Origin of the sequence: Actinophytocola sp. (genome assembly GCF_009379765.1) — a bacterium.
Classification (GTDB): Bacteria; Actinomycetota; Actinomycetes; order Mycobacteriales; family Pseudonocardiaceae; genus Actinophytocola.
The window spans coordinates 39,120-52,806 of the sequence record NZ_WHTD01000020.1 but is presented as its reverse complement, the minus strand read 5'-3'; the positions used below and the strand labels follow the sequence as shown (position 1 = coordinate 52,806).

16 protein-coding genes are annotated in these 13,687 nt (G+C 70.7%); all 16 read left to right on the top strand.

All coding sequences use genetic code 11. The features are described from left to right. The first annotated feature begins 72 nt into the window (after positions 1–72). The 16 genes from rpe (at position 73) to gap (ending at position 13,686) form a co-directional block, all read left to right on the top strand. Positions 73–711 carry a ribulose-phosphate 3-epimerase gene (gene rpe / locus GEV28_RS08780; protein ID WP_291410545.1) on the top strand — a complete coding sequence of 213 codons (639 nt, stop codon included), beginning with the start codon at positions 73–75 and terminating at the stop codon, positions 709–711. Further along, on the top strand, positions 712–1,362 hold the full coding sequence (locus GEV28_RS08775) for a riboflavin synthase (protein WP_291410492.1): 651 nt from the start codon (positions 712–714) through the stop codon (positions 1,360–1,362). A gap of 144 nt (positions 1,363–1,506) precedes the next feature. Further along, positions 1,507–2,748 carry a bifunctional 3,4-dihydroxy-2-butanone-4-phosphate synthase/GTP cyclohydrolase II gene (locus GEV28_RS08770; RefSeq protein WP_291410490.1) on the top strand — a complete coding sequence of 414 codons (1,242 nt, stop codon included), beginning with the start codon at positions 1,507–1,509 and terminating at the stop codon, positions 2,746–2,748. An 83-nt stretch (positions 2,749–2,831) separates the two neighbouring features. Next, the gene (ribH, locus tag GEV28_RS08765) at positions 2,832–3,329 is read left to right on the top strand and encodes a 6,7-dimethyl-8-ribityllumazine synthase (RefSeq protein ID WP_291410488.1); all 498 of its coding nucleotides are present in this window, start codon (positions 2,832–2,834) and stop codon (positions 3,327–3,329) included. A gap of 70 nt (positions 3,330–3,399) precedes the next feature. Further along, on the top strand, positions 3,400–3,852 hold the full coding sequence (locus tag GEV28_RS08760) for a PH domain-containing protein (RefSeq protein WP_291410486.1): 453 nt from the start codon (positions 3,400–3,402) through the stop codon (positions 3,850–3,852). 22 nt (positions 3,853–3,874) lie between these two features. Beyond that, positions 3,875–4,099 carry a ribbon-helix-helix domain-containing protein gene (locus GEV28_RS08755; RefSeq protein ID WP_291410483.1) on the top strand — a complete coding sequence of 75 codons (225 nt, stop codon included), beginning with the start codon at positions 3,875–3,877 and terminating at the stop codon, positions 4,097–4,099. Further along, positions 4,096–4,443: a type II toxin-antitoxin system PemK/MazF family toxin gene (locus GEV28_RS08750; protein WP_291410481.1), complete on the top strand. Its 348-nt coding sequence runs from the start codon at positions 4,096–4,098 to the stop codon at positions 4,441–4,443. The genes GEV28_RS08755 and GEV28_RS08750 overlap by 4 nt, the downstream gene beginning before the upstream one ends. A 154-nt stretch (positions 4,444–4,597) precedes the next feature. After that, positions 4,598–4,990 (top strand): Rieske (2Fe-2S) protein, encoded by a 393-nt coding sequence (locus GEV28_RS08745; protein ID WP_291410479.1) that lies wholly within the window; start codon positions 4,598–4,600, stop codon positions 4,988–4,990. A gap of 136 nt (positions 4,991–5,126) precedes the next feature. Further along, positions 5,127–6,167, top strand: a complete 1,041-nt coding sequence (locus GEV28_RS08740; protein ID WP_291410477.1) for a GDSL-type esterase/lipase family protein — start codon at positions 5,127–5,129, stop codon at positions 6,165–6,167. 108 nt (positions 6,168–6,275) lie between these two features. Next, positions 6,276–7,178 (top strand): helix-turn-helix transcriptional regulator, encoded by a 903-nt coding sequence (locus GEV28_RS08735; RefSeq protein ID WP_291410475.1) that lies wholly within the window; start codon positions 6,276–6,278, stop codon positions 7,176–7,178. Between the two features lie 22 nt (positions 7,179–7,200). Then, positions 7,201–7,383 (top strand): DUF397 domain-containing protein, encoded by a 183-nt coding sequence (locus GEV28_RS08730; RefSeq protein WP_291410543.1) that lies wholly within the window; start codon positions 7,201–7,203, stop codon positions 7,381–7,383. Between the two features lie 10 nt (positions 7,384–7,393). After that, positions 7,394–9,364 (top strand): excinuclease ABC subunit UvrC, encoded by a 1,971-nt coding sequence (gene uvrC / locus GEV28_RS08725; protein ID WP_291410473.1) that lies wholly within the window; start codon positions 7,394–7,396, stop codon positions 9,362–9,364. Beyond that, entirely contained in the window at positions 9,361–10,251 is an 891-nt protein-coding gene (rapZ, locus tag GEV28_RS08720) for an RNase adapter RapZ (RefSeq protein ID WP_291410471.1), read from the top strand. The genes uvrC and rapZ overlap by 4 nt, the downstream gene beginning before the upstream one ends. Positions 10,252–10,254: 3 nt before the next feature. Next, on the top strand, positions 10,255–11,211 hold the full coding sequence (gene yvcK, locus GEV28_RS08715; protein ID WP_291410469.1) for a uridine diphosphate-N-acetylglucosamine-binding protein YvcK: 957 nt from the start codon (positions 10,255–10,257) through the stop codon (positions 11,209–11,211). 109 nt (positions 11,212–11,320) lie between these two features. Beyond that, positions 11,321–12,307: a DNA-binding protein WhiA gene (whiA, locus tag GEV28_RS08710; protein ID WP_291410467.1), complete on the top strand. Its 987-nt coding sequence runs from the start codon at positions 11,321–11,323 to the stop codon at positions 12,305–12,307. 374 nt (positions 12,308–12,681) lie between these two features. After that, a complete protein-coding gene (gene gap / locus GEV28_RS08705) occupies positions 12,682–13,686 on the top strand; it encodes a type I glyceraldehyde-3-phosphate dehydrogenase (protein ID WP_291410465.1) in 1,005 nt (334 codons plus the stop codon). Position 13,687 lies beyond the last annotated feature (1 nt).

Sequence of the window (13,687 nt, the reverse complement as noted above, 5' to 3'; positions counted from 1 at the left end):
GGCGAGGTGCGCACGACGCGAATCGGCAGGCGGCCGGCCGGGGAATAAGCTCCAACCGTGTCCGGAATACCGATGATCGCGCCCAGCATCCTGGCCGCCGACTTCGCTCGCCTGGCCGAGGCGACCGACGCCGTGCGCGGGGCGGACTGGCTGCACGTGGACGTCATGGACGGGCACTTCGTCCCCAACCTCACCATCGGCCTGCCCGTCGTGCGGGCCCTGCTGAGGTCCACCGACATCCCGCTCGACTGCCACCTGATGATCGACGACCCGGACCGCTGGGCGATCGACTACGCGGAGGCGGGTGTGCACAACGTCACCGTCCACGTCGAGGCCGCCCACGACCCGGTGAAGATCGCCAAGGACCTGCGGGCGGCTGGCGCCAACGCCGGGCTCTCGGTCAAGCCGAACACCCCGCTCGAGCCGTACGTGGAATTGCTGGATCACTTCGACACGTTGCTGGTGATGTCGGTGGAGCCCGGTTTCGGCGGCCAGGAGTTCATCCCGGACGTCCTCGAGAAGGTGCGGGTCGCGCGCAGGCACGAGCTGAACATCCTCATCGAGATCGACGGCGGGATCAACGCGGACACCATCGAGGAGGCGGCGGAGGCGGGCGTGGACTGCTTCGTGGCCGGCTCGGCCGTCTTCGGTGCGGACGACCCGGCCCGAGCCGTCGAAGAACTGCGGGCAAGGGCGACAAGGGAGGCCTGAGTGTTCACGGGGATCGTGGAGGAGCGCGGCGAGGTCGTCGCCGTGCGGGACCTGCCGGACGCGGCGCGGCTCACCGTGGCCGGCCCGCTGGTCACCAGCGACGCCAGGATCGGCGACTCGATCGCGGTCAACGGCGTGTGCCTGACCGTCGTCGAGGTGTCCGGCGGCGCGTTCACCGCGGACGTCATGCGCGAGACGCTCGTGCGCAGCAGCCTCGACAAGATCGCCGCGGGCGACCCGGTCAACCTCGAGCGCGCCGCCGAGGTCGGCAAGCGGTTCGGCGGCCACATCGTGCAGGGCCACGTCGACGGCACCGGCGTGATCCTGGCCCGGCAGCCGTCCGCGCACTGGGACCTCGTCCGCATCGCGCTGCCCGGCCACCTCGCCCGCTACCTCGTCGAGAAGGGCTCGATCACGGTCGACGGGGTGTCCCTCACCGTGGTCGAGGTCACCGATGACGAGTTCTCGGTGAGCCTCATCCCCGAGACGCTCCGGGCCACCACGCTCGGCATGCGGCAGCCGGGGGACCGGGTGAACCTCGAGGTCGACGTCGTGGCCAAGTACGTCGAGAGGTTGACCGCGCCACACTTGCCGGCCACCCGCGCCCTCGCGGAGCACAATGGACGCACCAGCGAGCGGGAGTCATCATGAGCGAGCTTGCGAGCGAATCATCAACACAGGGCGACCGCGAGCGGCTCGACCGAGCCTGCGAGGGGGAGTCATGAGCGAGCTTGCGAGCGAGTCAGTGCCACAGGGCGACCGCGAGCGGCGGCACCGGGCCTGCGAGGGGGCGTCGTGAGCGACATCAAGGGTGTCGAGCAGGCGGTCGCCGACATCAAGGCCGGGCGGCCGGTGATCGTCGTCGACGACGAGGACCGGGAGAACGAGGGCGACCTCATCTTCGCGGCGGAGAAGGCCACGCCGGAGCTGCTCGCGTTCATGGTCCGCTACACCTCCGGCTACATCTGCGTGCCGCTCACCGAGGCCGACTGCGACCGGCTCGACCTCCCGCCGATGTTCCACACCAACCAGGACATCCGGGGCACCGCCTACACGGTCACCGTCGACGCCAAGGACGGCGTGAGCACCGGCATCTCGGCCGCCGACCGGGCGCACACCATCCGCAGCCTCGCCGACGAGAAGGCCACCGCCGAGGACTTCACCCGTCCCGGTCACGTGGTTCCGTTGCGTGCCAAGGAAGGCGGCGTGCTGCGCCGGCCGGGACACACCGAGGCGGCCATCGACCTCGCGGTGATGGCGGGGCTGCGGCCGGCCGGCGTGCTGTGCGAGATCGTGTCCCAGAAGGACGAGGGCGACATGGCCCGCCGCGACGAGCTCGAGGTGTTCGCGGCCGAGCACGACCTCACGATCATCTCCATCGCCGACCTGATCGACTACCGGCGCCGGCACGAGACCCAGATCGTCCGGGTCGCCGAGGCCCGGATCCCCACCGCGCACGGCACGTTCCGCGCGGTCGGCTACGACTCCAAGCTGGACGGCATCGAGCACATCGCGCTCGTCTACGGCGACCTCGCCGACGGGGAGAACGTGCTGGTCCGGGTGCACTCCGAGTGCCTCACCGGCGATGTGTTCGGCTCGCTGCGCTGCGACTGCGGCCCGCAGCTGGACGCCGCGCTGGAGGCGGTCGCCGCCGAGGGCCGGGGCATCGTGCTCTACATGCGCGGGCACGAGGGCCGCGGCATCGGCCTCATGCACAAGCTGCAGGCCTACCAGCTGCAGGACGACGGCCACGACACGGTCGACGCCAACCTCGCGCTCGGCGTGCCGGCCGACGCCCGCGACTACGGCCAGGGCGCGCAGATCCTCGTCGACCTCGGCGTGAAGTCGATGCGGCTGCTCACCAACAACCCGGCCAAGCGGGTCGGCCTGGACGGCTACGGGCTCGCCATCGTCGGCCGGGTGGCGCTGCCGATCCGGCCGAACGCGGAGAACCTGCGGTACCTGCGCACCAAGCGCGACCGGATGGGCCACGAGCTGGGCGACCTCGACATGATCGAGGGCGTGGAGCAGGCGTGAGCGAGCTTGCGAGCGAATCATCGACGCTGTGGCATCACCGAGCCTGCGAGGAGATGCCATGAGCGAGCTTGCGAGGGGATGCCATGAGCGGTGAGGGTCGGCCGGACGTCGACGTCCCGGAGTGCGAGGGCATCCGGCTCGCCATCGCGGCGACCCGCTGGCACCCCCGCATCACCGACACCCTGCTCGAGCGCGCTCTCGAGGCGGCGCGGAAGGCGGGCATCGACGAGCCGACGGTCGTGCGGGTGCCGGGCGCGGTCGAACTCCCCGTGGTCTGCCAGGCGCTGGCCAGGAACCACGAGGCGGTCGTGGCGCTCGGGGTCGTCATCCGCGGCGGCACCCCGCACTTCGAGTACGTGTGCGACGCGGTCACCGCCGGGCTCACCCGGGTCGCGCTCGACGAGTCGACACCCGTCGGCAACGGCGTGCTGACGGTCAACACCGAGGAGCAGGCGCTCGACCGGTGCGGGCTCCCGGAGTCCACCGAGGACAAGGGCTTCGAGGCGTGCGTGGCGGCCCTGGACACCGCGATGGTGGTGCGCGGGCTGCGCCAGCCCTGGACCGACCGGGGGTTCAAGTGAGCGAGCTTGCGAGCGAGCCGATGTCACAGGGCGACCGCGAGCGGCGCGACCGAGCTTGCGAGGGGGCGTCGTGAGCATTGTGGTTCGCCCGCGCAAGGTGCGGCTGTTCGCCGGACTCGGCGCGGTGGTGCTGTTCGCGGCGTTCACCGTGGCCGGCGTGTTCATGCGGGAGACCGACACGGGCGCGAACTTCCGGCTGTCCGACCAGATCGCGATGGTCGGCATCGGGATCATGCTGGCGCTGGGCGCCTTGTGGTTCACCCGCCCGCGGGTCCGCGCCGACCGCGAGGGCGTCGAGGTGCGCAACATGCTGGGCGCGCGCCGGTTCCCGTGGTCGGAGGTCGAGCAGGTGAGCTTCCCGGACGGCTCCCCGTGGGCCCGCCTGGAGCTCCCCGACGACGAGTACGTCCCGGTCCTGGCGATCCAGGCGATCGACGGCGAGCGTGCGGTCACCGCGATGCGCGAGCTGCGCCGCGTTCGGCGCGAGGCCGGCGCCGACGCGGAGAAGCAGTCGGACGGGTAGCACCCCGGGTAGCATCGGGAGTATGAAGCTCAGTGTGAGCCTGCCCGCGGAGGACGTGGCGTTCGTCGACGAGTTCGTCGAGCGCACCGGTGAGCCGTCGCGCTCGTCGGCCATCCAGCGTGCCATCGCGTTGCTGCGGGCCGCCGAGCTGGAGGACGAGTACGCCGCCGCCTTCGACGAGGTCGACAAGGCCGAGACCGCGGCGTGGGACCGGGCCGTCGCGGATGGGCTCGACGACAACCGATGAGGCGCGGTGACGTCTTCTGGGTCGACCTCGACCCCGTGCGTGGCTCGGAGGCCGACAAGACCCGCCCCGCGGTGATCGTGTCCAACGACGCCGCCAACCGGGCCGCGCGGCGCACCGGGCGGGGCGTGGTCACCGTGGTTCCGATCACATCGAACGTCGGCCGGGTGTACCCGTTCCAGGTGCTGCTGCGGGCCGTGGACTGCGGTCTTGCCGCCGACTCGAAGGCACAGGCCGAGCAGGTCAGGACGGTGGCGACCGACCGGGTCCGCAAGCGGATGGGTAGTCTCCCGGCCGAGACGTTGCTCCGGTTGGACGGCGCGCTACGCACCCATCTCGCCCTGTGAGTGTCCGGTTCGGACTGAACCGTTCAGCGGCCGGGCGCGTAGGTCACCGCGTTGACTGTCCTGCCCGAGAGATCGAGGAGGCTCCGGTTTGACTGCCGTTGAACCCACCACACCCACCCCGAGCAAGGCTCCCCAAGGTCGATCCCGCCGCGACATGCTGTGCGGACTGGTCGTCGCCGTCGTCGCGCCCGGCGCTCTGGTCGCGGCCTGCGGTGACGACTCGGCCGCCGGCGACCCGACCGGCGGTGGCGGCGGTTCCGTCGACGTGGCCCTGTCCGACATCCCCGACGGCAGCGGGCTCATCGTCGACAACCCGGCCGGCGGCAAGGCGCTGGTCGTCCGCAACGGCCAGGAGGTCAAGGCGTACAACGCGTCCTGCACCCACATGGGCACGATCATCGCGGCGCCGGAGAACGGCGTGTCCACGTGCCCGAACCACGGCAGCCAGTTCAACGCCGAGACCGGCGAAGCCGTGAAGGGCCCGGCAACGCAGCCGCTCGGCAAGCTCACGGCCACGGTGGAGGGCGACACGATCATCCTGACCTGACCGCCTTCCGAGGTGAGCCGAACGCTCAAAGATGAGGGCCGTTCGGGTTATAGCCTCACATGTTACCGCCTGGTTAGGGTGATTTTCGTCATCCATTCAACGAGGCGGTTTCCGCCGTGTGCTCGGGGAGAAGGCCATGCGATCAGCGGGCGTACGAATCTTCGGGGTGGCGTTGGGCGCGCTGCTGGTGGGCGGGTTGGCGATGGCCGTCCCCTCGGCCAGCGCGGAGGAGGCGACCGACGACCGGCCGACCGCGATCGTGTCGCTCGGCGACAGCGCGATCTCCGGCGAGGGCGCCGGCAGCTACGAGTCGGGCACCAACGGCGAGAACGGAAACTGGTGCCACCGCTCGGCGAACGCCCTGGTGCACCGCACCGCGGTGGCCGACGCCACGATCAACCTCGCCTGCTCGGGTGCGGACTCGGCCAACGTGTCGCTCGCTGACACCACCCACTACACCGAGGGCAGCCAGGCCCGCCGGCTCATCGACGTCGCCCAGCAGTACCGGGTCACCACGGTGATCGTCCAGATCGGCGCCAACGACGATCCCCAGTTCGCGGACACGATGCTCGACTGCATCGCCGAGTGGTTCAACCCGTTCGGCTCCGGCTGCCGCGGGCGGCTGGCCACCGAGTGGCCGCAGCGGCTCGCCGCGATGGCGCCCAAGGTCGAGACGGCGATCGCGGACGTCAAGTCGGCCATGAGCCAGGCGGGTTACGCCGAGTCGGACTACAACTTCGTGCTCACCTCGTACGCCTCGCCGCTCACCGAGAAGATGGACGAGTTCTTGCACGGCCCGCAGGGCTGCCCGTTCAAGCTCGCCGACGCGAAGTTCGGCCGGACGGTCGCGGTGCCGCAGTTCTCCGAGGCGCTGCGCGGCGTGGCGACCCGGACCGGCGTGAAGTTCCTGGACTTCTCCCGGGCGACCGAGAACCGCGAGGCCTGCAGCGGTTACGGGGACTCCTCCACCGAGTGGCAGAACCGCATCACGGTGGATCCGTGGGCCTGGGTCACGGGTGGGCTCGACGCCATCGGGATCCACATGGCGCAGCAGTCCTTCCACCCCAACGCTCGCGGCCACGAGCAGCTCGGCCGCTGCGTCTCGGAGTTCGTGGGCTCGGGCAGCGGGTCGGCTGCGTGCGTGGCCGGTGCGGACGGCAACCTGCACGCGGTCTGAGCCCTTCGCGTTGCGCACCCGGCATGGCGCGAACGGTTCTGATCCGATGGGGTGGAATCGTTCGTGTCGTGCAAGGTGTTGTCCCCCAACACATCTAGCGTTGTTCACATGGGACGAGACAAAGCCGCCGCGTGCAACCGCGAGCTCGGCGCGGAGCTGCGGAAGCGGCGCGAGGCAGCCGGCATGTCCGGCGCGGCGATAGCGAACTACACGGGCTGGGACAAGTCGAAGGTCTCCCGGGTGGAGTCGGGCCACATCGGCCTGAGCCCGGTGGATGTCTTGCACTACCTCGGGGCCTGCCAGGTCTGGGCGCCCGAGGCCAAGGAGATGTTGGCGCTCTGCGAGACCGCCCAACGCAAGCTCGGCCACTGGCTGGACGGCCACAGCAAGTGGCTGGCCGAGAGTGGAAGCTCGTTGATCTTCCACGAGGCGACGGCCGATCGGTCGGTCACCTACGAGCCGTTGTACATGCCGGGCCTGCTGCAGACGGCCGACTATGCCCGGGTTTGGCTCGCCCGAGCGCCGAGCGAGGCAGCCGAGGCGGCGGCCATGGTTCAGGTTCGAATGGATCGCCAGCAGGTATTGCACCGTCCACAACGGCGGCCGTTCGCCTTCTTCGTGCACGAGCAAGCGCTGCGGCTGCGGGTTGGTAGCGCGGCGATCATGCAGGAGCAACTCCTGCATCTGGTGCTGATGTCGAACCTTCCCCACGTGATGCTTCGGGTGGTGCCCGCCTCGGCGGGGGAGCAGGCGATCCTCGGCGGCCCGTTCCGACTGTTTGAGTTCCGGGACCACCAGCCGCTGGTCTACCTGGATGGCATCGCTACGGGTTTCTTCCTCGAAGACCGCGACTATGTGGACCAGTATCGCGAGCTGCTCCCGGAGCTCGATGCCATCGCGATGGGTGAGGGACAATCTCGGGAGTTCGCAGCCGCGCTGGCTGACGAGCACGACCGAGGGAGTCACGAGCGGAATGGCGGAATTTACTGCCTGGAGGAAGAGCAGCTTTAGTAACCAGGCCGACTGCGTCGAGGTGACGTTCTGGCGGAGGAGCAGCTTCAGCCAACAGAGCGACTGCGTCGAGGTGGCGCTCGACCAGGCCGGGGCGGCGGTGCGGGACTCCAAGAACACGGCCGGGCCGGTGCTGACCCTATCCACCCCCTCGTGGCAGGGGTTCCTCGCGGGGCTGTCCGGCACTGTCGGGGGTCGGCCGTAGGCTGGGTGGCGTGGCAGATCCGTCGACATATCGGCCGTCGCCGGGCACGATTCCGGACGCTCCAGGGGTCTACAAGTTTCGTGATCCCGGTAGTCGGGTCATCTACGTCGGCAAGGCGAAGTCGCTCCGGAGCAGGCTCAACTCCTACTTCGCCGACCTCTCCCTGCTCCACCCGCGCACCCGCCAGATGGTCACCACGGCCGGCGCGGTCGAGTGGACCGTGGTCTCCACCGAGGTCGAGGCGCTCCAGCTCGAGTACAACTGGATCAAGGAGTTCGACCCGCGGTTCAACGTGCGGTACCGGGACGACAAGTCCTACCCGGTCCTCGCCGTCACGCTGAACGAGGAGTACCCGCGCCTGCACGTCTACCGGGGGCCGCGCAGGAAAGGGGTCCGCTACTTCGGGCCCTACGCGCACGCGTGGGCCATCCGGGAGACCCTCGACCTGCTGCTCCGTGTGTTCCCGGCCCGCACCTGCTCGGGCGGGGTCTTCAAGCGGCACGGCCAGATCGGCCGGCCGTGCCTGCTCGGCTACATCGGCAAGTGCTCCGCCCCCTGCGTCGACCGGGTCAGCGCCGAGGAGCACCGCGACATCGTCGAGGACTTCTGCGACTTTCTTGCCGGCCGCACCGACGCGATGATGCGCCGGTTGGAGAAGGAGATGAACGCGGCCTCCGGCGAGCTGGAGTTCGAGCGCGCCGCCCGCCTCCGGGACGACCTGTCCGCCCTGCGCCGGGCCATGGAGAAGCAGGCCGTGGTCCTCGGCGACGGCACCGACGCCGACGTCGTCGCCTTCGCCCACGACGACCTCGAGGCCGCCGTCCAGGTGTTCCACGTGCGCGGCGGCCGGGTCCGCGGCCAGCGCGGCTGGGTCATCGACAAGATCGACGAGATCGACGAGGCGGGCCTGGTCGACCAGTTCGTCTCGCAGTTCTACGGCGACCAGGCCGAGCTGGCCGGCGATATGGACGGGGAGGGCGACAGCAGCCCGGTGCCGCGCGAGCTGCTGGTCCCGGCGCTGCCCGAGGACACCGACGCGGTCACCGCGTGGCTCACGGGCCTGCGCGGCTCGCGGGTGCAGCTCCGGGTTCCCCAGCGCGGCGACAAGCGCGCGCTCATGGACACCGTCGAGCGCAACGCCAAGGAGGCGTTCGCCCAGCACAAGCTGCGCCGCGCCGGCGACCTCACGGCCCGCTCGGCCGCGCTGCAGGAGCTGCAGGACGCGCTCGGCCTCGACTCCGCGCCGCTGCGCATCGAGTGCATCGACATCAGCCACATCCAGGGCAGCGACGTCGTGGCCTCGCTCGTGGTGTTCGAGGACGGGCTCGCGCGCAGGTCCGAGTACCGCCGGTTCGCGCTGCGCGAGGCGGCCACCGAGGGCGACGTCGCGTCGATCGCCGAGGTGGTCCGGCGCCGGTTCGCGCGCTACCTGGCGGAGACGAACGGGGGCGAGCCCCAGGACCCGACCCCCGGCATAGACCCCGAGACGGGACGGCCCAAGAAGTTCGCCTACCCGCCCAACCTGCTCGTGGTCGACGGCGCGGGCCCGCAGGCCAACGCGGCCGCCGACGTGCTCGCCCAGCTGGGCGTCACCGGCGTCGCGGTCATCGGCCTGGCCAAGCGGCTGGAGGAGGTGTGGCTGCCGGCCGACCCAGAGCCCACCATCCTCTCCCGCACCAGCGAGGCGCTCTACCTGCTGCAGCGGGTGCGCGACGAGGCGCACCGGTTCGCCATCGCCTACCACCGCAGCAAGCGGTCCAAGCGGATGACCACCTCGGCCCTGGACGGCATCCCGGGCCTGGGCCAGAGCCGCAGGTCCGCTCTGCTCAAGCACTTCGGTTCGCTCAAACGGTTGCGCCAGGCGAGTATCGACGACATCAGCGGGGTATCGGGAATCGGCGCGCACACCGCCGCACTGGTACACATCGCGCTCGCCGGCGATGCACCAGGTGAGACACAGGAGAAGAGGAGTACGTCGTGACGGAGACTCCGGAGGACCACGCGCAGGGTGTGGAGGTGGCCGTGGTGACCGGGCTGTCCGGCGCCGGCCGCAGTACCGCCGCCAAGTGCCTGGAGGACCTCGGCTGGTTCGTGGTCGACAACCTGCCGCCCGAGCTCATCTCCACCATGGTCGAGCTCGGCGCCAAGGCGCAGGGCGCGGTCACCAAGGTGGCGGTCGTGATGGACGTGCGCAGCCGCGCGTTCACCGAGGACCTGGCGTCGATCATCCGCGACCTCGACGCCAGCGGGTACAAGCCGCGGGTGCTGTTCCTCGAGGCCACCGACGAGGTGCTGATCCGCCGGTTCGAGCAGGTCCGCCGCGGCCACCCGCTGCAGGGAGACGGCCGGCTCATCGACGGCATCAAGGCCGAGCGCGACCTGCTCGGCCCGCTGCGCTCGGACGCCGACCTCGTGCTCGACACCAGCACGCTGTCCGTGCACCAGCTGCGCGCCAAGATCGAGGACACGTTCGGCACCGAGGCCAGCACCACGACCCGGGTCACCGTGCTGTCCTTCGGCTACAAGTACGGCATCCCGATGGACGCCGACCTGGTGATGGACGTCCGGTTCCTGCCGAACCCGTTCTGGATCCCCGAGCTCAAGGACCTCACCGGCCGCGACGCCGACGTGCGCAACTACGTGCTCACCCAGGAAGGCGCCGAGGAGTTCCTCGACCGCTACCACGAGCTGCTGCGGCTCATCGGCGCCGGCTACCGGCGGGAGGGCAAGCGGTACCTCACCCTCGCCATCGGCTGCACCGGCGGCAAGCACCGCAGCGTCACCATCTCCGAGGAACTGTCCCGCCGCCTCGCCGACGAGGACCGGATGGCAGTCAAGGTCGTGCACCGCGACCTGGGAAGGGAGTGACGCGTGCGGGCTGTCGCGCTCGGCGGCGGGCAGGGGTTGCACGCGACGCTGAGCGCGCTACGCCGCATCACCGACGACGTGACCGCGGTGGTCACGGTCGCCGACGACGGCGGCTCGTCGGGCAGGCTGCGCCGCGAGCTCGGCCTGCTGCCTCCCGGGGACCTGCGCAAGGCGTTGGCCGCGCTCGCCGGTGAGGACGAGGCGAGCTCGTTGTGGCGCGAGGTGTTCCAGCACCGGTTCGGGGGAACCGGGGCGCTCGCCGGGCACGCCGTGGGCAACCTCGTGCTCGCCGGACTGCTCGAGGTCCTACCCGATCCGGTGACCGCGCTGGACGAGGCCGCCCGGCTGCTGGGCGTGCGCGGGCGGGTGCTGCCGATGTGCACCGAGCCGCTGGACATCGAGGCCGACGTGGTCGGGCTCGACGAGGACACCACCGCCGTGCGGCGCATCCGCGGCCAGGTCGCGGTCGCCACCACGCCGGGCCAGGTCCGGCGGATTCGTCTGTACACGGCGGGTATGCCGGACTCGGTGCCCACCGCGTGCCCGGCCGCGGTGCGCGCCGTGCTCGACGCGGACGTGGTGCTGCTGGGCCCCGGCTCGTGGTTCACCAGCGTGCTGCCGCACCTGCTGGTGCCCGAGCTGCACGAGGCGCTGATCGACACCACGGCCGCCCGGATCGTGGTGCTGAACCTGGTCCCCCAACCGGGGGAGACCGCCGGATTCTCCCCGGAGCAGCACCTGGACGTACTCTGCGAGCACGCACCCCGCCTCCGGGTCGACGCGGTGATCGCCGACGCCGACTCGGTGGCCACGCCCGACCGCTTGCGGCGGGCGGCGGAGTCGCTCGGGGCGAGCATGCGGCTGGACGGGGTGGCGTCCGCCAAGGCTCGGGAGCGACACGATCCGCTGGCGCTCGCGGAGAGCCTGCGGGATGCGCTGGCAGCTGTAAATGCGGGATGAGAGGGCGCGCGACCCGGGTTGATGGTGGGATGTACGCGGCACGCGCGGTGACTCCTGTGGGAGGGAGCTCACCCGCGGTGCCGTGTGGTTCTGGGAGAGGAGGGGCGTCGTGGCGATGACCGCTGCGGTGAAGGACGAGCTGAGCAGGCTTGCGGTGTCGAAGACCTGTTGCCGGCGTGCGGAGGTGTCGTCGCTGCTGCGTTTCGCGGGCGGGCTGCACATCGTCGGCGGGCGGGTCGTGGTGGAGGCGGAGCTCGACACCGGTGCGGCCGCGCGGCGGCTGCGCAAGGAGATCCACGACCTGTACGGGCACAACGCCGACGTGCACGTGCTGGCGTCGGGAGGGCTGCGCAAGGGCACCCGGTACGTGGTGCGGGTGGTCAAGGACGGCGACGGGCTGGCCAGGCAGACGGGTCTGCTCGACCAGCGCGGCCGGCCGGTGCGCGGGCTGCCGGCGCCGGTCGTGTCCGGGGGAGTGTGCGACGCGGAGGCGGCGTGGCGCGGGGCGTTCCTCGCGCACGGCTCGCTCACCGAGCCGGGCCGCTCGTCCGCGCTGGAGATCACCTGTCCCGGCCCGGAGGCGGCGCTGGCGCTGGTGGGCGCCGCGCGGCGGATGGGCATCCAGGCCAAGTCGCGCGAGGTGCGTGGTGCGGACCGCGTCGTGGTCCGCGACGGCGACGCCATCGGCGCGATGCTCACCCGGCTGGGCGCGCACTCGAGCGTGCTGGCGTGGGAGGAGCGCCGGATGCGTCGCGAGGTGCGCGCGACGGCCAACCGCCTGGCCAACTTCGACGACGCGAACCTGCGCCGCTCCGCGCGAGCCGCGGTGGCCGCCGCCGCTCGGGTTCAGCGGGCGATGGAAATCCTGGGCGACACCGCGCCGGACCACCTTTCGGCTGCGGGAAAGCTTCGCCTGTCCAACCGCCAGGCGTCGCTGGAGGAGCTGGGCCAGCTGTCCGACCCCCCGATGACCAAGGACGCGGTCGCCGGCCGCATCCGCCGCCTCCTCGCGATGGCCGACAAACGCGCGAAGGAGCTTGGCATGCCCGACACCGAGTCGGCGGTCACCGCGGAGATGCTCGAAGCAGAGGTCTGAGGAACGACGCGCAGCCGAAGGGACCCACAGGAAAGGGCCCGCCTGACTGACCCCCACGCAGTCAGGCGGACCCTCTTCTCCCCGGGTGCCGCACCCCCCGCGGCGGTGGGCCGTCCCCCGCCCCACCGCCTATCCCAGCGCCCCCCTACATGAAGACAAGAGCGGGGGCCGATCACCCAGATACGCCGGCCGCCGGAAAATCCCGGGGTTCGCCGAGAAAGTCGGGGTATGCGCAGGCCCGGGCCGGGCACCCCATCGTGGACCCGTCGCTCTGATTCGATACAGTTAGGTCGCTCCCATGACCCGCGACCAGGTGTGCGGTGGGCGATAGGGTGACTGGGCGGTCCTACAACACGAGCACGAGGAGACGCACGGTGACGGTTCGAGTAGGCGTCAACGGCTTCGGTCGCATCGGCCGCAACTTCTGGCGCGCGGTGCAGGCCGGTGAACACGACATCGAGATCGTGGCCTTCAACGACCTCGGCGACGTGGCCACCATGGCCCACCTGTTGAAGTACGACAGCATCCTCGGGCGCCTCCCGTTCGAGGTCAAGGCCACCGACGACGGCATCGAGGTCGACGGCAAGACCATCAAGGCGCTCGCCGAGCGGGACCCGGGCAAGCTGCCCTGGAAGGACCTGAACGTCGACGTCGTCATCGAGTCGACCGGGTTCTTCACCAAGGCCGACGACGCCCGCCGGCACGTCGACGAGGGTGGCGCGAAGAAGGTCATCATCTCCGCGCCGGCCAAGGGCGAGGACCTCACCGTGGTGCTGGGCGCCAACGAGGGTCTGTACGACGGCTCGCAGACGGTCATCTCCAACGCCTCCTGCACCACCAACTGCCTGGCGCCGCTGGCCAAGGTGCTGCACGACGAGTTCACCGTCGAGACGGGCCTGATGACCACGATCCACGCCTACACCGCGGACCAGAACCTGCAGGACGGCCCGCACTCCGACCTCCGCCGCGCCCGCGCCGCCGCGCTGAACGTCGTGCCGACCTCGACCGGCGCCGCGAAGGCCATCGGTCTGGTGCTGCCGGAGCTCAAGGGCAAGCTCGACGGCTTCGCGCTGCGCGTCCCGGTGCCCACCGGCTCGGCCACCGACCTCACGGTCACCGTCGGCCGCGCCACCAGCGTCGACGAGGTCAACGCCGCCTACCGCGCGGCCGCCGAGGGCGCGCTCGAGGGCATCCTGCGCTACAACGACGAGCCGATCGTGTCCACCGACATCGTCACCGACCCGGCGTCGTGCATCTACGACGCGCCGCTCACCAAGGTCATCGGCAACCAGGTCAAGGTCATCGGCTGGTACGACAACGAGTGGGGCTACTCGAACCGGCTCGCCGACCTGACCGCGCTCGTCGCCTCCAAGCTCTGAG

Coding starts and splice junctions, on each gene's coding strand:
- rpe (WP_291410545.1), top strand. CDS start 73: ATGATCGCGCCCAGCATCCTGGCCGCCGACTTCGCTCGCCTGGCCGAG.
- ribH (WP_291410488.1), top strand. CDS start 2,832: ATGAGCGGTGAGGGTCGGCCGGACGTCGACGTCCCGGAGTGCGAGGGC.
- GEV28_RS08755 (WP_291410483.1), top strand. CDS start 3,875: ATGAAGCTCAGTGTGAGCCTGCCCGCGGAGGACGTGGCGTTCGTCGAC.
- GEV28_RS08750 (WP_291410481.1), top strand. CDS start 4,096: ATGAGGCGCGGTGACGTCTTCTGGGTCGACCTCGACCCCGTGCGTGGC.
- GEV28_RS08745 (WP_291410479.1), top strand. CDS start 4,598: ATGCTGTGCGGACTGGTCGTCGCCGTCGTCGCGCCCGGCGCTCTGGTC.
- GEV28_RS08740 (WP_291410477.1), top strand. CDS start 5,127: ATGCGATCAGCGGGCGTACGAATCTTCGGGGTGGCGTTGGGCGCGCTG.
- GEV28_RS08735 (WP_291410475.1), top strand. CDS start 6,276: ATGGGACGAGACAAAGCCGCCGCGTGCAACCGCGAGCTCGGCGCGGAG.